This window comes from Methylobacterium tardum (genome assembly GCF_023546765.1).
Taxonomy (GTDB): Bacteria; Pseudomonadota; Alphaproteobacteria; order Rhizobiales; family Beijerinckiaceae; genus Methylobacterium; species Methylobacterium tardum.
The window spans coordinates 5,943,262-5,960,553 of sequence record NZ_CP097484.1 but is presented as its reverse complement, the minus strand read 5'-3'; the positions used below and the strand labels follow the sequence as shown (position 1 = coordinate 5,960,553).

18 protein-coding genes are annotated in these 17,292 nt (G+C 70.6%); 7 read left to right on the top strand and 11 right to left on the bottom strand.

Annotation, left to right across the window (positions count from 1 at the left end):
* Positions 1-288: 288 nt before the first annotated feature.
* Together M6G65_RS28500 and M6G65_RS28495 are read left to right on the top strand one after the other, a co-directional pair.
* Complete coding sequence (locus M6G65_RS28500) at positions 289-702, top strand: Ros/MucR family transcriptional regulator (RefSeq protein WP_238194634.1); 414 nt, start codon at positions 289-291, stop codon at positions 700-702.
* Between the two features lie 98 nt (positions 703-800).
* Complete coding sequence (locus M6G65_RS28495; protein ID WP_238194633.1) at positions 801-1,550, top strand: restriction endonuclease; 750 nt, start codon at positions 801-803, stop codon at positions 1,548-1,550.
* A gap of 5 nt (positions 1,551-1,555) precedes the next feature.
* On the opposite strand, the gene M6G65_RS28490 is transcribed toward M6G65_RS28495, so the two are convergent.
* The gene (locus tag M6G65_RS28490) at positions 1,556-2,197 is read right to left on the bottom strand and encodes a DedA family protein (RefSeq protein ID WP_238194632.1); all 642 of its coding nucleotides are present in this window, start codon (positions 2,195-2,197) and stop codon (positions 1,556-1,558) included.
* A gap of 92 nt (positions 2,198-2,289) precedes the next feature.
* A complete protein-coding gene (locus M6G65_RS28485; protein WP_238194631.1) occupies positions 2,290-2,769 on the bottom strand; it encodes a peroxiredoxin in 480 nt (159 codons plus the stop codon).
* Positions 2,770-2,950: 181 nt separating this feature from the next.
* On the opposite strand from M6G65_RS28485, the gene M6G65_RS28480 reads away from it, so the two are divergent.
* The gene (locus tag M6G65_RS28480) at positions 2,951-3,571 is read left to right on the top strand and encodes a YqgE/AlgH family protein (protein WP_250103166.1); all 621 of its coding nucleotides are present in this window, start codon (positions 2,951-2,953) and stop codon (positions 3,569-3,571) included.
* A gap of 112 nt (positions 3,572-3,683) precedes the next feature.
* Here the strand turns inward: M6G65_RS28480 and M6G65_RS28475 are convergent, their stop codons facing one another.
* Positions 3,684-4,676, bottom strand: a complete 993-nt coding sequence (locus tag M6G65_RS28475) for a hypothetical protein (protein ID WP_238194630.1) — start codon at positions 4,674-4,676, stop codon at positions 3,684-3,686.
* Between the two features lie 390 nt (positions 4,677-5,066).
* Here M6G65_RS28475 and dnaK point away from each other — a divergent pair, with 390 nt between their 5' ends.
* The 4 genes from dnaK to M6G65_RS28455 all read left to right on the top strand — a co-directional run bounded on the left by dnaK (position 5,067) and on the right by M6G65_RS28455 (position 9,834).
* Positions 5,067-6,983, top strand: a complete 1,917-nt coding sequence (dnaK, locus tag M6G65_RS28470; protein ID WP_250103165.1) for a molecular chaperone DnaK — start codon at positions 5,067-5,069, stop codon at positions 6,981-6,983.
* A gap of 253 nt (positions 6,984-7,236) precedes the next feature.
* Positions 7,237-8,385 carry a molecular chaperone DnaJ gene (gene dnaJ, locus M6G65_RS28465; RefSeq protein ID WP_238194628.1) on the top strand — a complete coding sequence of 383 codons (1,149 nt, stop codon included), beginning with the start codon at positions 7,237-7,239 and terminating at the stop codon, positions 8,383-8,385.
* Between the two features lie 140 nt (positions 8,386-8,525).
* Positions 8,526-9,164 (top strand): class I SAM-dependent methyltransferase, encoded by a 639-nt coding sequence (locus M6G65_RS28460; protein ID WP_250103164.1) that lies wholly within the window; start codon positions 8,526-8,528, stop codon positions 9,162-9,164.
* A gap of 349 nt (positions 9,165-9,513) precedes the next feature.
* Positions 9,514-9,834 carry a hypothetical protein gene (locus M6G65_RS28455; protein ID WP_238194627.1) on the top strand — a complete coding sequence of 107 codons (321 nt, stop codon included), beginning with the start codon at positions 9,514-9,516 and terminating at the stop codon, positions 9,832-9,834.
* A gap of 41 nt (positions 9,835-9,875) precedes the next feature.
* On the opposite strand, the gene deoA is transcribed toward M6G65_RS28455, so the two are convergent.
* The 8 genes from deoA to M6G65_RS28415 form a co-directional block, all read right to left on the bottom strand.
* Entirely contained in the window at positions 9,876-11,234 is a 1,359-nt protein-coding gene (gene deoA / locus M6G65_RS28450) for a thymidine phosphorylase (RefSeq protein ID WP_238194626.1), read from the bottom strand.
* A 2-nt stretch (positions 11,235-11,236) separates the two neighbouring features.
* Complete coding sequence (gene deoC, locus M6G65_RS28445; RefSeq protein ID WP_238194625.1) at positions 11,237-11,968, bottom strand: deoxyribose-phosphate aldolase; 732 nt, start codon at positions 11,966-11,968, stop codon at positions 11,237-11,239.
* Positions 11,961-12,785: a purine-nucleoside phosphorylase gene (locus M6G65_RS28440; protein WP_238194624.1), complete on the bottom strand. Its 825-nt coding sequence runs from the start codon at positions 12,783-12,785 to the stop codon at positions 11,961-11,963. Before M6G65_RS28440 ends, deoC begins: the two co-directional genes overlap by 8 nt.
* On the bottom strand, positions 12,778-13,206 hold the full coding sequence (cdd, locus tag M6G65_RS28435) for a cytidine deaminase (protein ID WP_238194623.1): 429 nt from the start codon (positions 13,204-13,206) through the stop codon (positions 12,778-12,780). Before cdd ends, M6G65_RS28440 begins: the two co-directional genes overlap by 8 nt.
* A 73-nt stretch (positions 13,207-13,279) precedes the next feature.
* Positions 13,280-14,044: an anti-sigma factor family protein gene (locus M6G65_RS28430; RefSeq protein ID WP_250103163.1), complete on the bottom strand. Its 765-nt coding sequence runs from the start codon at positions 14,042-14,044 to the stop codon at positions 13,280-13,282.
* A gap of 93 nt (positions 14,045-14,137) precedes the next feature.
* The gene (locus M6G65_RS28425) at positions 14,138-14,773 is read right to left on the bottom strand and encodes a sigma-70 family RNA polymerase sigma factor (protein WP_238194622.1); all 636 of its coding nucleotides are present in this window, start codon (positions 14,771-14,773) and stop codon (positions 14,138-14,140) included.
* 56 nt (positions 14,774-14,829) lie between these two features.
* Positions 14,830-15,384, bottom strand: a complete 555-nt coding sequence (locus M6G65_RS28420; RefSeq protein WP_192706160.1) for a glutathione peroxidase — start codon at positions 15,382-15,384, stop codon at positions 14,830-14,832.
* Positions 15,385-15,503: 119 nt separating this feature from the next.
* Positions 15,504-17,144 carry a methyl-accepting chemotaxis protein gene (locus M6G65_RS28415; RefSeq protein WP_250104304.1) on the bottom strand — a complete coding sequence of 547 codons (1,641 nt, stop codon included), beginning with the start codon at positions 17,142-17,144 and terminating at the stop codon, positions 15,504-15,506.
* Positions 17,145-17,292 lie beyond the last annotated feature (148 nt).

The window sequence follows — 17,292 nt, the reverse complement described above, 5'->3', positions numbered from 1 at the left end:
CCAGATGGCGCAGCCCGCCCCACGGGCAATGCCCGATCGGCCCGCCCCTGTCGGACGCGGCTCCGGGGCCGCCGGGCCCTACAGAGACACCCACGATGTCCAATATCTAACAACCTTTACCGTCGTCAAAATGGATTTTGTGAACCGATCTAGATTGGTCTTGCCATAAAATTCGCACCACCATAGTAACTGCGCCTCAACTACCCTGTATCGGGCCAACCAGAAACAGATTCCGGCCCTTCGGCGCAGAGCGACGGCCGAGGCCAGGGATCACGAGGAGATTGCGGGATGGATGCCACGGTTGAAGGGCAACCGGACTATCTCACGCTGTCGGTCGACATCGTATCGGCGTTCGTGAGCAACAATCCGGTGCCCGCGCCGGAACTGCCGAGCCTGATCGCGGCTGTGCACGCGACCCTGTATGGGCTCAGCCAGCCCGCGGCAGCGCCGGCGGAGGAGTTACGGCCTGCCGTCCCGGTCCGGCGCTCGGTCCAGCCGGACTTCATCGTGTGCCTGGAGGACGGGAAGAAGTTCAAGTCGCTCAAGCGCCACCTGCGCACCCATTACGACATGACGCCCGACGCGTACCGTCAGAAATGGGGTCTCCCGCCCGACTACCCGATGGTAGCGCCGAACTATGCGGCCGCCCGGTCCAGCCTCGCCAAGAGCATGGGGCTCGGCCATCAGCGCCGGAAGGGCTGAGCGCGTCCGCGCGCATCCACAGCTTTCCAGCCTCGGTTTAGGTATCGGGCAAGGGGCGCTTGCGAGGGTCGAACGCCCCTCCGCACCCCCGAGACCCGATGTCCGGCAAGCCTAGCCCCGTCGCCCGCCTGTTCTGGACGGCCGTGATCGGCTGCCCATTCGGGTTCTGGTACGGCACGCCCGGCTTCGCGGCGACGGGCGCCGCTCTCGCGCTGGTGCTGACGCGCCATGTCGGCCGGCCCCGCCGGTTCCGGGCTCGGGTCCGCCGCATCGCCCGGGCGCATGGCGAGACCCTGGCGCTCCGGCGGCGCCAGGAGAGCTTCTGCGACGCCTACGGCAACTGGATCGAGGACGGCTGGCTGCGCGAGCGGGAGTACTTCCTCGATCGCACGGTGCTGCCGCAGATCGGTCCACGCTACGCCGATCTCGCCGTCTCGGAGCGCGAGCGGATGCTGGCGATCGTCGAGACTGAGGCCGCTGCGGTCGCGCTCCCGGACGAGGAGGACGCTCCGGAGACGGGGCTCGAGTACGAACGCTTCTGCGCGGATCGCCTTGCCGAGGCCGGCTGGCGGGCGCACAGGACGCCGGCGAGCGGCGATCAGGGTGCCGATATCGTCGCGGTGCGTGACGGCCTGCGCCTCGTGGTTCAGTGCAAGCGGCTGAGCAAGCCCGTCGGCAATGCCGCGGTGCAGGAAGCGGCGGCGGCCCAGCGCTACTGGGCGGGCGACCACGCCGCGGTCGTCTCGAATGCCGGATTCACGCCGGCGGCCCGCCGGCTCGCGGCCGCGACGGGCGTGCTGCTCCTGCATCACGATGCCCTCGCCGCGCTCGACCTCGCCGCGCGGTGACGGCTTCAGGCGAGCGGGCCGGGAATGGCGATCTCCGCCTCGCTGAGCAGGCGCGCCTCGTGCCGACGCACGAACAGCCAGAGAGCCAGGCCACCGAACACCACCAGGGCCAGCAGCGTCAGGCCGACCGGACCCACGATGTGCTCGATCGAGCGCCCGCAATAATATGAGCCGATGCCCATGCTGGCCGCCCAGGTGATCCCGCCCAGCGCGTTGAAGGCGAAGAAGCGGCGGGCGTCCAGGCGGTTCACGCCCGCCAGCAGGGCCGCGTAGGCACGCAGCATCGCGGTGAAGCGGCCGAAGAACACGATCTTCCCGCCATGCCGGCGGAACAGGTACTGGCCGAGCTTGAGACGTCCGTGATCGAGGGCGATCAGATGTCCGTAGCGCAGGAGCAGGGGCATGCCCCAGCGGCGACCGGCCCAGTAGCCGACATTGTCACCCAGGATCGCGGCCGCCGCGGCCGCGGCGATCACGAGGCCGATGTTGAGGTTGCCCGTGCTGCCGGCATAGACGGCGGCCGAGATCAGCACCGTCTCACCCGGGCAGGGCACGCCGGCGCTTTCCAGGGTGATGATCACGAAGATGGCGATGTAGCCGTAATTCGCGATCAGATCGGCGACAGGCAGGTCGTTCAGGAAGGCCATGCGGTCCTCGAGGCCGGTCTTCGGGCAAAGCCCGAAGACAGAAGCGGGCGGAACGTGGCCTTAAAAGGGCTCGCCGAGGGCGGGAGGCCGGCTCAGAGCACCTTCAGGAGCGCCTCCGCGCCCGAGGCTTCGGCCTTCGAAGGCGTCTCCTCCACGTTCAGGATGCGCACGACGCCATCCTCGACAAGCATGGAGTAGCGCTTCGAGCGCATGCCGAGACCGAAACCGGTGCCGTCCATCTCCAGGCCGATCGCCTTGGCGAAGTCGGCATTGCCGTCGGCGAGGAATTCCAGGCCTTCGGCCCCGCTGGCCTTCGACCAGGCGTCGAGCACGAAGACGTCGTTGACGCTGGTCACGGCGATCGCATCGATACCGCGGCCGAGGATCTCGTCCTTGTGGGTGACGAAGCCCGGCAAGTGGTTGCGGTGGCAGCTGGGCGTGAAGGCGCCGGGCACGCCGATCAGCACCACGCGCCGGCCCTTGAACACGTCGTCGGTGGTGCGGGCGATCGGGCCTTCCGGACCGGTCACCCGGAACGTGGCCTGGGGCAGATGGTCGCCAACCTGGATCATCGCGGGTTCCTCGTTGCCGCGCGCCAAGATTGCGCGCGTGAGCAGCGCGCCTGACCTAGCGTGACAGACAGGACCTGTCGAGGAAGCCGCGTGCTCGAAGTCCGGTGCTCATGACGCCGCGCCAGGCCGGTCGCGCGCTTTGTCCGCTGGACAAGCGGAGGGCACCGCGTAGCATGTGGGTATGCAGAACCCAGCGTCGCCCGCGCGTTCCGCGCTCTCCGGACCGAACTTCCTCGACGGCCAGTTCCTTGTGGCGATGCCGGGGATGGCGGACGAGCGCTTCGCCCGCTCGGTGATCTACGTCTGCGCCCATTCCGCCGACGGGGCGATGGGCATCATCGTGAACAAGGCGGCGACCGACATCAGCATGCCGGATCTGCTGGTCCAGCTCGACGTGGCGCCCGAGGCGGACGCGATCCGCCTGCGCGAGCGCGTCGGGCATATGCCGGTCCTGATGGGTGGTCCCGTGGAGGGACGACGCGGCTTCGTCCTCCACACCGACGATTTCCACATCCAGCAATCGACGCTGATCATCGGCGACGGCATCTGCCTGACGGCGACCGTGGAGATCCTGCGGGCCATCGCCAGCGGCGAGGGTCCGGCGAGCGCCGTGCTGGCGCTCGGCTATGCCGGCTGGCAGGCGGGCCAGCTGGAGAGCGAGATCATGGCCAATGGCTGGCTCAACTGCCCGGCTGATCCGGCCCTGATCTTCAACGCCGACCTCGACGCGAAGTACGACCTCGCCCTGCGGGCGAACGGCATCGACCCCGCGATGCTCTCGATGACCGCCGGCCGGGCCTGATCCGGCCGAGAGCGCGACTGGCCTCATGGTGCGCCGGGTTGCGTCGCCTGGCGCGCAAGGGCGGTCGAGCCGAACTGCCAGCCGGCGATGAGGCGCGGATCGGCGCGGCGGCCTATTCCTGAACGGCGTCGGCACCGCCGCCCGCGTCCGGGTTCATGCCTTCGACGGCTGGCTTCGGCCGGGGCCGGCGGGGCGCGGCCGCGGCGGTCGGAACCGCCGTGTTGGCACCGAGGCGGGTGGCCAGGGCTAGAGCCCGGTTCTCGGTGACGCGCAGGTGGCAGAACCCGTGCGAGCCCTCCCGAGAATAGGTGCGGCAGAGCTGCTCCCGATCCGACGAGAAGGCAGCCTGCTCGCTCACGATCGGCCGCACGTCCTCGCGCCGGGCCCGCTGCGTCATGAGCTTGTAATTGTCGCGCACGGCTTTGTCGGCGACGCCCCGACCCGTATCGAATTCGCCGGCCCGCGGGATCAGGGTGGCGGCGGCCGGCCCCCAGAGACCCGTGGGGGTCGTGGCGCAGTCCGCGGCCGAGAAGGTGCAGACCGGACCTGAGCCGAGGGTCGAGACTAGGACCCCACCCTCGGTCACGTCGAAACGCAGCGGGCACTCGGCCCCGGCGGCCTCGAAACGCGGGACGCCCTCGGGCTTGCCCTCGGCGCTCAACGAGACGGGATTGCCGCCCGCGAGCGGCACCGTGCACGCCTCGGCCGGCTGCGAGATCTTGGTCCCCGGCAGCTTGATCCGGGCGGTGATCGCGGTGCCGGACCGTTCCAGCTTCAGGGCGCCGGACAGCCCGTTCAGCATGAGCTCCTGCCCGAGGATGCCGTCCTCCGAAGGGGCCTTGAGCACGACCGGGCGCGCCGGCACGGGCGCGGGACGCGGCGCCTCGGCCGCCGGAGGCTGCCCCGGCTCACCGGGTGCGCCCGGAGCAGGCGCCGCTGGCGGAGCCTCGGGCACGCCGCGGGGCGGCACCGGCGGCCGCTCCGGCTTGATGCCGAACAGACGCTCGAAGAAGTTCTGCGCATGCGCAGGCGGCGAAGTCAGCATCGCGGGCGCCGCGACGGCGACCGCCAGGATCGGGAGCAGGAAGCTGCGGTTCAGACGCATCGTTCTCTACGGGGACACGAAGTGGCGGGGCCACACGCAACCCCTTGTCGAAACGTTAACACGCCCTCGATGGCGCGGACGTGGCAGCGAAGCAACAAAATGCCATCACGCCATCTGGCAGGATCGCAGCCTCGGGCGATATCCTGCCGGGAACACAAGGAGATAGCAACGCTGCGCCCGGCCGATCGCCGCGTGCAGGCTTCGCCTTGCGAGCCCGTTGCGGGCTTCTTATATCGCCCTCGACGCGGGATTGCGCGCTGGGTTTCAGCCGTTCACGGCCCTTGATCCGGCCCGGGTCCCATACTCACATCACCTCCGTACACCGCCATGGGCCGAGCTGCTTCGGGGCTCGGCGGTCTGCTTGAACGCGACACAAAGAGGGATCCCACCATGGGTAAAGTTATCGGCATCGACCTCGGCACCACCAATTCCTGCGTGGCCGTGATGGAAGGCACGCAGCCCAAGGTCATCGAGAATTCGGAAGGCGCGCGCACCACGCCGTCCATCGTCGCCTTCACGGACGACGGCGAGCGGCTCGTCGGCCAGCCGGCCAAGCGCCAGGCGGTCACGAACCCCGAGCGCACGTTCTTCGCCATCAAGCGGCTCATCGGCCGGACCTACGACGACCCGATGACCCAGAAGGACAAGGGCCTCGTGCCCTACAAGATCGCCCGCGGCGATAACGGCGACGCCTGGGTCGAGGCGGACGGCAAGAAATACTCGCCCTCGCAGATCTCCGCCTTCACGCTGCAGAAGATGAAGGAGACTGCCGAGTCGCATCTCGGCCAGCCGGTCACGCAGGCGGTCATCACGGTCCCGGCCTACTTCAACGACGCCCAGCGTCAGGCCACCAAGGACGCCGGCAAGATCGCGGGCCTCGAGGTGCTGCGCATCATCAACGAGCCGACCGCGGCGGCGCTCGCCTACGGCCTCGACAAGAAGAAGTCCGGCACGATCGCCGTTTACGACCTCGGCGGCGGCACCTTCGACGTGTCGATCCTGGAGATCGGCGACGGCGTCTTCGAGGTGAAGTCGGCGAACGGCGACACCTTCCTGGGCGGTGAGGACTTCGACAACCGCGTCGCCGAGTACCTGACGGCCGAGTTCAAGAAGGAGCAGGGCATCGACCTGACCAAGGACAAGCTCGCCCTCCAGCGCCTCAAGGAGGCCGCCGAGAAGGCGAAGATCGAGCTGTCCTCGGCCACCCAGACTGAGATCAACCTGCCCTACATCACCGCCGACAACACCGGCCCGAAGCACCTCGCGCTGAAGCTCAGCCGTGCGAAGTTCGAGTCGCTTGTCGACGATCTGGTGCAGCGCACGATCGAGCCCTGCCGCAAGGCGCTCAAGGATGCCGGCGTGTCGGCCTCCGAGATCGACGAGGTGGTGCTGGTCGGCGGCATGATCCGCATGCCGAAGATCCAGGAGGTGGTGAAGTCCTTCTTCGGCAAGGAGCCCCACAAGGGCGTCAACCCGGATGAGGTCGTGGCCATCGGTGCCGCCGTGCAGGCGGGCGTGCTCCAGGGCGACGTCAAGGACGTGCTGCTCCTCGACGTGACCCCGCTTTCGCTGGGCATCGAGACGCTGGGCGGCGTGTTCACCCGGCTCATCGACCGCAACACCACGATCCCGACCAAGAAGTCCCAGACCTTCTCGACCGCCGAGGACAACCAGAACGCGGTCACGATCCGGGTCTTCCAGGGCGAGCGCGAGATGGCGGCCGATAACAAGCTGCTCGGCCAGTTCGACCTCGTCGGCATCCCGCCGGCGCCCCGCGGCATGCCGCAGATCGAGGTGACCTTCGACATCGACGCCAACGGCATCGTCAACGTGACGGCCAAGGACAAGGCGACCAACAAGGAGCACCAGATCCGCATCCAGGCCTCGGGCGGCCTCTCGGACGCCGACATCGAGCGCATGGTCAAGGACGCCGAGGCGAATGCCGAGGCCGACAAGAAGCGGCGTGAGCTCGTCGAGGTGAAGAACCAGGGCGAGAGCCTGATCCACGCCACCGAGAAGTCGGTGACCGAGTACGGCGACAAGGTCCCGGCCGCCGACAAGGGCGCGATCGAGACCGCGATGACCGCGCTCAAGACCGCGCTCGAGGGCGAGGACGTCGAGACCATCAAGGCCCGCACCACGGACCTGATGCAGGCCTCGATGAAGCTCGGCGAGGCCATGTACGCCGCCAACCAGGCGGCCGGCCCGGATGCCGGTGCCGAGGCGGCGGCCTCCGAGAAGAAGGACGACGTCATCGACGCCGACTTCCAGGAGGTCGGCGAGAAGGACCAGAAGAAGCGCGCCTGAGGCGCATTTCTGATACGACCGCGCAGGGCCGGAGCGATCCGGCCCTGCGTTTGCGTGGGCAGCTGATCCGAAGGCTCGGTCATTCCGGCGACGCGAAGCGAAGCCCAGAATCCAGAAGCGCCGACAGATCAACGTTCTGCACGGGCAGTGCTTCTGGATTCCGGGCTCGCCTGCGGCGCCCCGGAATGACGGAGCGAGAGTAGAAGCGTCGCGATCCGGAGTTCGGGCCGACGGGAAGGCACCTGAGGGCGGGATGTCGAAGCGGGACTATTACGAGATCCTGGGGGTCACCAAGACCGCCACGGAAAGCGAGATGAAGGTCGCTTTCCGCAAGCTCGCGATGACCTATCATCCCGACCGCAATCCCGGCGACAAGGACGCCGAGATCAAGTTCAAGGAGATCAACGAGGCCTATCAGTGCCTCTCCGACGGCCAGAAGCGCGCCGCCTACGACCGGTTCGGCCACGCGGCCTTCAGCCAGGGCGGCGGGGGCGGTCCCGGATTCGGCAACGAGTTCGGCGACTTCATGTCGGATATCTTCGACAATTTCTTCGGTGACGGCCGTGGCGCTGCCGGCGGCGGACGGGGGCGCGGCGGCGCGCCGGGCCGCGAGCGTGGGGCCGACCTGCGCTACAACCTCGAGATCACCCTGGAGGAGGCCTTCTCCGGCAAGGCCGAGACCATCAAGATCCCGACCTCGGTGACCTGCGAGGCTTGCGACGGCTCCGGCGCCAAGCCCGGCTCGAAGCCGCGAACCTGCCCGACCTGCGCGGGCTACGGCCGCGTCCGGGCCGCACAGGGCTTCTTCGCCATCGAGCGCACCTGCCCGAACTGCCACGGCCGCGGCGAGATCGTCGACGATCCCTGCACCGCCTGCCAGGGTGCGGGCCGGGTCAACCGGGAGCGCACCCTCTCGATCAACGTGCCGGCGGGCGTCGATGACGGGTTGCGGATCCGGCTCGCCGGAGAGGGCGAGAGCGGGTTGCGCGGCGGCCCGGCGGGGGACCTCTACGTGTTCCTGTCGATCAAGCAGCACGAGTTCTTCCAGCGCGACGGCGCCGACCTGTTCTGCCGGGTGCCGATCTCGATGGTCACCGCCGCGCTGTCGGGCGAGATCACCGTGCCGGTGATCGACGGCTCGCAGACCCAGGTGCGCATCCCCGCGGGCACGCAGACCGCCAAGCAGTTCCGCATCAAGGGCAAGGGTATGCCGGTGCTCCGCTCGCGGGAGGTCGGCGACCTCTACATCCAGGTCTTCGTCGAGACCCCGCAGAACCTGACCAAGCGCCAGCGCGAGCTGCTCCAGGAGTTCGACCAGTCGGCCTCCCCGGAGAACCACCCCGAATCCGCGGGCTTCTTCTCGAAGGTGCGAGACTTTTTCGGCGGCACCGTCCGTCCGTGAGGTCGGATCCCAAACCGGGGAAGACCTGTTATGCATGCGGTCGGCGTGGCCTGCGTACCCTAGGCGCCGTCCCGGCTTGACTGTAAGACAGCGCCGTCCTCTAGCCTTTCATTCTCATCCGGCATCAAGGAATCCAGGACTTGCCGCCGCTCCGCCGTCCCAACGCGAAGGCTCCTGCCGCCAGGAGCGCGATTTTCGGGCCGCGGCGCGACCCCTTGGAGGACGAGGCCCGCTTCCTCCGCTCCTGGTTCGAGCGACCGCTGGTGACGGGCGCCGTGACGCCCTCGGGCAAGATGCTCGCCCGGACCATGGCGTCCTACGTGGATCCGCGACGGGAAGGCCCGGTCGTCGAGCTTGGGCCCGGCACCGGCCCGGTGACCGAGGCGCTGATCCGGCGCGGCGTCGCGCCGGAGCGGCTGATCCTCGCCGAGTTCAACCCCGACTTCTGCCGCCTGCTCACGCACCGGTTCCCCGGCGTCACGGTGATCCGCGGCGACGCCTACGACATGCGCGCCAGCCTCAAGGCCGTGCTCACGCAGCCCGCCGCCGCGACGATCTCCAGCCTGCCGCTGTTCACCAAGCCGCTGGAGCAGCGGCTCGACCTGCTCAACACCGCCCACGACCTGATGCAGCCGGGCGCGCCGTTCGTGCAGTTCACCTACGCGGTGGTGCCGCCGATCCCGGCCCGCTGCGAGGCCGGCAGCTACACCGCCGACCGCTCCAACCGGGTCTGGCTGAACCTGCCGCCGGCTCGGGTCTGGGTCTACCGCCGGCCCTGAGCTGAACACGGCCCTAGCGGCAGGGACGCTTGTCGAGACGGCAGCGATCATCCCCCGTCATTCCGGGGCGCCGCAGGCGAGCCCGGAATCAAGCACCGTCCGTGCAAGGACTTGGCAGGTCCGCGTTTCTGGATCCCGGGCTCCGCTGCGCGGCCCCGGGATGACGGGGTGAAGGCTTGTGCGCCGACGCGCCCCGAACGCGGGGAAGAGCAGACGTTTCAGAAGCGGCGACAGGGTCGACCTGAACACGGCCTGAGCGAGCAGCTCACGTTGACGTCAACTTCAACGGTTCACACCTGGGACACGGCCGGACGCGCGATCGCGCCCGGCGTGGAACAGGAGAACCTCGATGTTCACCAAGACCGCACGCACCCGCTTGGCTGCAGCGCTGGCCTTCGGCGGCCTTGCCCTCGCGGCCCCGGCCATGGCCGCGCCGCTGAGCCGCGACGCAGGATTGCAGCAGGGTTCCGGCGAGGTCCAGACCGTCCAGTACGGTCATGGCTACGGTCACCGCCACGGCGGCTGGGGTCACCACGGTTTCGGCCCGCGCCATCACCATCACGGCGGCTGGGGCCGGGGACACCATTACGGCTGGCGCCACCACGGTTTCGGCCCGCGTCACCATCACCACGGCGGCTGGGGTCATCGCCACGGCCACGGCCGCTGGTAGGCTCATGAGGCGCGCGTTCCACGTGAGCGGAGCGCGCCTTTTCAGGACATCGCAGCCGCGCCCGGCTCCCGCCCAGGTGCGGCCGCTCGATGGGCCGGACGCTGATCGGCGCTCACCCGCTTGATGACGGCCCGCCGCTCCGCTGGCGCCGCCCCCATCCGATAGGCGGCCCGCAGGGAGGTCTCCGCCCGATCGGCCGCGGCCTCGTCGGCGGCGTGGACGATTCCGAGCAGGCCGCCGGACGCGCCGGGGCCGGCGAGATCCGTGAAGCCGACCCGGGTGTCGATGGCATCCTCCGGCCGGGTGCGGCCGCCGCCGAGTTCGATCACCGCCAGGCCGAGCGCCCGCGTCGCGACCGCCGCGACGGTTCCGGTCTGATGGACCGGCCGCTGCACCGGTGCCTCGGGCAGGGACCGGGCGGGCTTTTCCAGGAGGTCGCCCGGCCCGCCGAGGGCCGCGATCATGCGGGCGAAGCGCTCGGCCGCCCGACCCGAGGCGAGCGCCTGCTCCAGCCGCCCCGCAGCGTCGTCCCGATCCGGCGCCAGACCGCCGGCCACAAGCATCTCGGCGCCCAGCGCCAGCGTGACCGCGTGGAAGCGCGGCTCGCGGCGCAGGCCCGTCAGGTAATCGATCGCGTAGGCGACCTCGACGGCGTTGCCGGCCGCGCTGGCCAGCGGCGCGTCCATATCGGTGATCAGCGCGGCCGTGCGCAGGCCCGCGCCGCCCGCCACCGTGACGATGCTCTCGGCCAGCGCCTGCGCCGCAGGCAGGCTCTCCATGAAGGCGCCGGAGCCCTGCTTGACGTCCATCACCAGCCCGTCGAGGCCCGCGGCCAGCTTCTTCGACAGGATCGATGCGGTGATCAGGTCGAGGGATTCAACCGTGCCGGTCACGTCGCGGATCGCGTAGAGGCGCCGGTCGGCCGGGGCGAGATCGGCCGTCTGCCCGATGATCGCGCAGCCGACCTCCCCGACAACCCGTCGGAACGCGTCGAGCCCCGGCGTCGCGTCATAGCCCGGGATGCTGCCGAGCTTGTCCAGCGTCCCGCCGGTATGGCCGAGACCCCGGCCGGAGATCATCGGCACGTAGCCGCCGCAGGCCGCCACCATGGCGGCGAGCGGCAGGCTCACCGTGTCGCCGATCCCGCCGGTGGAGTGCTTGTCCAGCACCGGACCGGGCAGGCTCCAGGTGAGGACGCGGCCCGACTCGGCCATGGCGCGGGTCAGCGCCACCCGCTCCGGCAGCGAGAGCCCGCGGAAGAACACCGCCATCGCGAAGGCCGCGGCCTGTCCCTCCCCGACCGCGCCGTTGGAGAGGCCCTGAACGAAGGCGCGGATCTCCTTGGGGTCGAGGGATAGGCCGTCCCGCTTGGCGCGGATCGTCTCCTGGGGGAGCCGCACCCTCAGAGTTCCCGCGCCTGCATCAGGGTCTCGAACAGGCTGCTCGCCCCGAGCCGGAAGGTCTTCTGGGTGATCCAGTCCGGCCCCATGACCCGATCGGCCAGGGCGAGGTAGGTGGCAGCGTCGGCGACGCTGCGCAGGCCGCCGGAGACCTTGAGGCCCGCCGGTCGGCCGCTGGCGCGGATCTCGGTGAGCATCGCCTCGGCGGCGTCCGGAGTCGCCGAGACCGGGCTCTTGCCCGTGGAGGTCTTGAGGAAGTCGGCGCCTGCTTCCAGGGCGAGCCGGCTGGCTTCCCGGATCCGCGTGGGATCGGCGAGCTCGCCCGTCTCCAGGATCACCTTGAGGATCGCCGAGCCGCAGGTGTCGCGCACGGCCTCCACCATGTCGCGGGCGAGGGCCGCATCGCCCCGCAGCAGGGCGCGGTAGGGCATGACCAGGTCGATCTCGTTCGCCCCGTCGCGCAGGGCCTCGGCGGTGTCGTCGGTGGCGCGGGCGCAATCCTCGCCGCCGGCCGGGAAGTTGATCACCGTGGCGACGCGGATCCCCGTGCCCGCGAGCGCCCGCGCGCCCTGCTCGACGAAGCGGGGCCAGACGCAGATCGCCGCCACGCCGCCGCGTTTCGCGTCCCGGCAGAGGGTATCGATCTTGGTCTCGGTGCAGGTCTCGCCGAGATCGGTGAGGTCGAGGAGCGGCAGCGCCCGGCGGGCGACCGCGCCGGCTTCGGGATCAGTCATCGGACATGTCTCCGTCGGGCAGGCCGGCCACGAAGGCCCGGACCAAGCGTCCGAGATCCGCCGCGGCGCGGGCTGCCACCGCCTTCGTCTCCGCGTGGTGCGGCGCGCCCCCGGCAATCCCGGCCGCCAGATTGGTCACCACCGAGACCGCAGCGACCGGCAGATCGAGGAAGCGGGCGAGGATGACTTCGGGCACGGTGGACATGCCGACGCAATCGGCCCCGAGGATGCCCGCCATACGGACCTCCGCGGGCGTCTCGAAGCTCGGGCCGGAGAACCACGCGTAAACGCCCTCTCCCAGAGGCACACCGCAGACCGCGGCCGCCGCGCGGAGCCGCGCCCGAAGGTCCGGATCATAGGCTTCGGTCATCGGGACGAAGCGGGCGTCGCTGGCCTCACCGATCAGGGGATTCAGGCCGGAGAGATTGATGTGGTCGGCGAGCAGCACGAGGCTGCCGGGGCCGGTCTCGGGCCGCAGCGAACCGGACGCGTTGGTGAGCAGCAAGCGCCGCGCGCCGAGCTGCCGGGCGCAGGCGAGCGGCACGCGCATCACCGCCGGATCGCCGTGCTCGTAGGCATGGGCCCGCCCCTCGAACACCAGGACGGGTCGCCCTGCCAGGGTGCCGCGGTGCAGCCGGCCCCCATGACCGCTGACGCCCGGCCCCGGAAAGCCGGGGATCGCCGCGTAGTCGATGGCGGTCGCGTCCGCGAGGGCGGCCGCCATGCCGCCGAGGCCGGTCCCGGTCACGACCGCGCAGGCGTAAGGTCCCGCGAAGCCGGCGGTGCGCAGCGTGTCGAGGGCCGCCGCCTCACTCACCCAGCGTCTCCGGACCGAAGGATTCCGGCAGAAGCTCCGCCAGCGTGAAGCTGCGGAGGACGCCCTCCGGCCCGGCCGCGTAGATCGGCGTGTCCGGCGCGGCGAATTCTCGGATGCGCTGGCGGCAGGCCCCGCAGGGCGTCACGAGGGCCGCGCCGTCGCCGCAGACCAGGATCGCCGTGACCCGCCGGCCGCCGGCCGCGATCATCGCGGCGATCGCCCCCGCCTCCGCGCAGGTACCGACCGGATAGGCGGCGTTCTCGACATTGCAGCCGGCATGGATCGCGCCGACCTCGTCGCGGAGCGCGGCACCGACCCGGAAGCGGGAATAGGGAGCGTGCGCCCGTTCGCGCACAGATCGGGCTGCCGCGAACAGGGCGGCGAGCCCGTCATCCTCCTGTCCTGAACCGACGGCCTGCATGGCCGATCTTTGGCACCCGCCGGGGCGCCCTGTCGAGGGCCCCACCGGGGGTCAAAGTTCGGTCAGGGCGGGGTTAGCGGATCGCCGCGCCGGCCCCGAGCAGGCTCGCGGCCTGGCGCAGATCCGCGTCGTCCCGCGGGCCGCTGAGGGCGTACGCAGTGTCGCCGGCATTCCACGAGAGGACGTCGCCGTCGTCCGAGCCGGTGAGCGTCGCCGGACCGCCGCGGATCCCGCGGGTGGCGAACAGCGACGCCTCGCCGAAGGTCCCGGCGTCGAGCGCGATCTCGATGCCGGTGCCGTGCCGGGCGGGGAAGATCTGGATGTCGCGCACGTGCCAGCCCTCCGGAAGGGTCGGCAGGTCGATGCCCGTGACGGTGCGGAGGCGCGCCCGGTCGTAGACCGGACCGTCGCCCTGCCCGGCGATGCTCTTGCGCAGCTGCGCCACCGCGCGGGCCTGCCGGGCATCCGACAGCAGCGCCGGATCCGGGGTCGCCGCCAGGGTATCGGGCACGCCGAACTGGCCGATCTCGTCGTGGGCGAGCCATCCGGCGCCGACGAGCACCGCGATGGCGGCGGCCCGCTTCAGGCGCGAGGCGACCCGGCGCCAGCGCAGGTTCCGGTCGAAGCGGCGCGCCAGGGCGACGGTTCGGTCGGGCCCAGGTCCCGGCACACGCTCGAAGCAGGCCCGGAGGGCGTCGCGGTCGTGCATCTCGGCCATCACCCGGGCCGCGGCTGCGGGATCGGCCGCCAGATGCGCCTCGACCTCAAGGCGGCGCATCGGGTCGATCTGCCCGTCGGCGAAGGCGATGAGATCGTCGTCTGTGATCGGATCAATCATCGTGAAGTCCTCGAATCCAGCGTAGCCCGGAGGGCGATCCGCCGGTCGCAATCGTCCTATCCTGCCGGCACCGCGCGCGGTGCCGGTCCATCCTCAAGCCTCACCGACGGCGCGCCGGAGCGGCCAAACCGAGTGGCGCTGCGGCTCGTCCGACACGACGAGCCGCAGCGCCGACGGTGGCCCGCGCCGTGTCTCGGGGGATCGGCCAGACTCCGCCTGATCGGCGGCCCGTTCGGTCCGCGCGCCCTCCTCGAAGGCCCGCAACGCCGCCCGGCCGCGGCCGAGGCGGGACATCAGCGTGCCGATCGGGATGCCGAGCACGGCGGCTGCGTCGGCATAGGCCATGCCCTCCAGGGTCACGAGGTGCAGGGCGGCGCGCTGCTCCTCGGGCAGGGTGAGGAAGGCCTGGCGGATCTGGGCGAGTCGGACCCGGCCCTCCTGGGCCGGCGGCGCCATGTCGTCGGCCATCCGGACCAGCGTGTCGGCGTGGCGCGCCTCGACCTGCTTGCGGCGCTGCTCGTCGATGAAGGCGTTGTGCAGCACCGTCATCATCCAGGTGCGCAGGTTCGTGTTCGGGCGCAGCGAGCCCTGCATCTCCAGGGCGCGGACCAGGGTGTCGTGCACCAGGTCGTCGGCCCGCAGCGTGTCGCGGGTGAGCGACCGCGCGTAGCGCCGCAGCGGCACGAGCAGATCGAGAAGGTCGGGACGCTTGTTCTTATCCGATGCCATAGGGTGTGAACGCGGACGCGCGGCCGTTTAATCCCTCCGCCCGCGCGTCGCGTTGCTCAGGCCTGATCGAGGGTGGCGGCGATCCCCGAGATCACGCGCGGATCGGTGGGCTCGACCTGCGTGGCGAAGGCAGCCGCGAGGGTGCCGTCGCGGGCGATCAGGTACTTGTGGAAGTTCCAGCGGGGCGTCTCGGCCGGGCGCTCGGCCGCGGCCCAACGATAGAACGGGTGGGCGCCCGGCATCCGCACGCGGGTCTTGGCGGTCAACGGGAAGGTGACGCCGTGGTTCTTCCGGGCGGCCTCCGCGATGGCCGGCCCGTCCAGGGGCTCCTGGTTGCCGAAATCCGGCGAGGGCACCCCGATGACCGTAAGGCCCCGGTCGCGGAAGCGGGTCCACAGCGTCTGAAGGCCGGCGAGCTGCCCGGCATAGCCGCAGGCCGTGGCGGTGTTGACCACGAGGATCGGGCGGCCGGCATAGGCCGAGAGGGGCATCGGGCCGCCCTCCGGCGTGTCGAAACCGAAATCGGTCGCCCGCGGCCCATCGGCCGCATGCGCGCCGCCGGCGAGCCCGGCGCCGATCAGGATCAGGGCTTCCCGGCGCAGCAATGTCATGACGGCAGCCTCGTTCCGAGCGGGCGTCCGCGCGCCCGATGGCAGGTGCCCGAACGTGCCATGCCGCGCGGGGTTTCGTCACGAGACGGGGTCGATTCGTCGCAGCCGTCGGCCACGCCTCAGGCCGCCCGGATCGAGTCGAGGAACTGGCGCATCGCCGCGTCGAGCTTCCGGGCCTGGGTCGAGAGGCCCGAGGCCGAGTCCAGGACCTGCGTCGCGGCCGCGCCGGCGCCTTCGGCCGCGCGGGCCACGCCCGCGATGCTGGTCGTGACCTCTCCGGTCCCGAGCGCCGCCTGCCCGACATTCCGGACGATCTCCTGGGTCGCCGAGCCCTGCTGCTCGACCGCCGCGGCGATCCCGCCGGCCTGCCCGCTGATCTCGCTGATGCGGCCGACCACGACCGCGATCGCGTCCGACGCATCTCCGGTCCAAGACTGGATCTCTCCGATCTGCTTGGCGACCTCCTCGGTGGCTCTGGCTGTCTGGCCCGCGAGTTCCTTGACCTCGCTCGCCACCACCGCGAAGCCGCGGCCCGCCTCGCCGGCGCGCGCGGCCTCGATCGTGGCATTGAGCGCCAGCAGGTTGGTCTGCGCCGCAATGCCCGAGATCAGGCCGACCACGTCGCCGATCCGGGCGGCGCCCGCGCGCAGCGTCTGCATGAGGTCGGCGGACTTTCCCGCCTCCGCGACGGCCGCATCGGCGAAGTCCGCCGAGTTCTGCACCTGCCGGCCGATCTCCGCGACCGTGGCGCCGAGTTCCTCGGCCGCCACCGCCACCGTGTTGACGTTCGAGGCCGCCTGTTCGGCCGCCGAGGCCACGGCGGTCGATTGCCGTGCGGTCTCGGTCGCGGCCACGCTCATGGTCTCGGCGGTGGATTGCAGCTCGGTTGCGGCCGCGGAGACGGCGCGCACGACGCCGCCGACCGCTGCCTCGAAGCCGTCAGCCATCTCGTGCATCGCCGCCTTGCGCTGGGCGTCCAGCGCGTCCCGCGCCTCCGCCGCCTTCGACTCCAGGACCTTGGCCCGGGCGAGCCCGTCGCGGAAGACCTGCACGGCATCGGCCATCGCGCCGATCTCGTCGCCGCGCCCGACGCCCGGGACCGCCACCGAAAGCTCGTCCGCCGCCAGCCGGGTCATCGTCCCCGTGATCGCGTGGATCGGACGGGCGATGCTCACCTGCAGGAGCGCCAGCCCGGCGAGGGCCGCGCACACCATCAATCCGAGACCGGCGAGGTTGGCGGTGCGCGACGACGCGATGGCCGCCGTCGAGCCCGCGGCGCGGATCTTGAGGAGATCCTGCTCGGTCTTGGTCAGCTCGGCCGCCTTCGCGCGCAGACCGTCCATCGCCGCCTTGCCGGTCCCCGAACTCTCGATGCGCCGCGCCTCGTCCCGGGTCGACGGATCCTTCATCAAGGCGATCTCGCGATCCGCGACGGTGCGGCTCCACTCCTCGGCCAGCACCTTCAAGTCCGCGAGCCTCGCCTGCTGCGACGCGTTGCCCGCCGTCAGACCCCGCGCCGCCTCCCAGGCCGCCGCGAAGGTCGTCCGGCCTGCCGCCTCGGGCTCAAGGAAGCGGGGATCGGCGGAGATCAGGTAGCCGCGCAACCCGGTTTCCCGGTCGATCATCGCGGTGGTCATCCGGCCGATCTCGGACAGGACTTCATGGGTGTGAACGGTCCAGGCCTCCGCTTCCTCGATCTGGCCGACATTCCGGAGGGAAATCACCGAGACGCCGACCGTGATCGCCAGCATGACGACCATCGTCAGCGCGATCTTCCCACTGATTTTGAGATCGGCCAGTCGAACGCCCATGAATCGCCCCTGCTCTCACGATGGAGCCCGTCGGGGCAGCCATTTCGCGCGGATCAGGTAGACGATCGCTGTAAAAATCAAGCCATCAGCGCAAAAA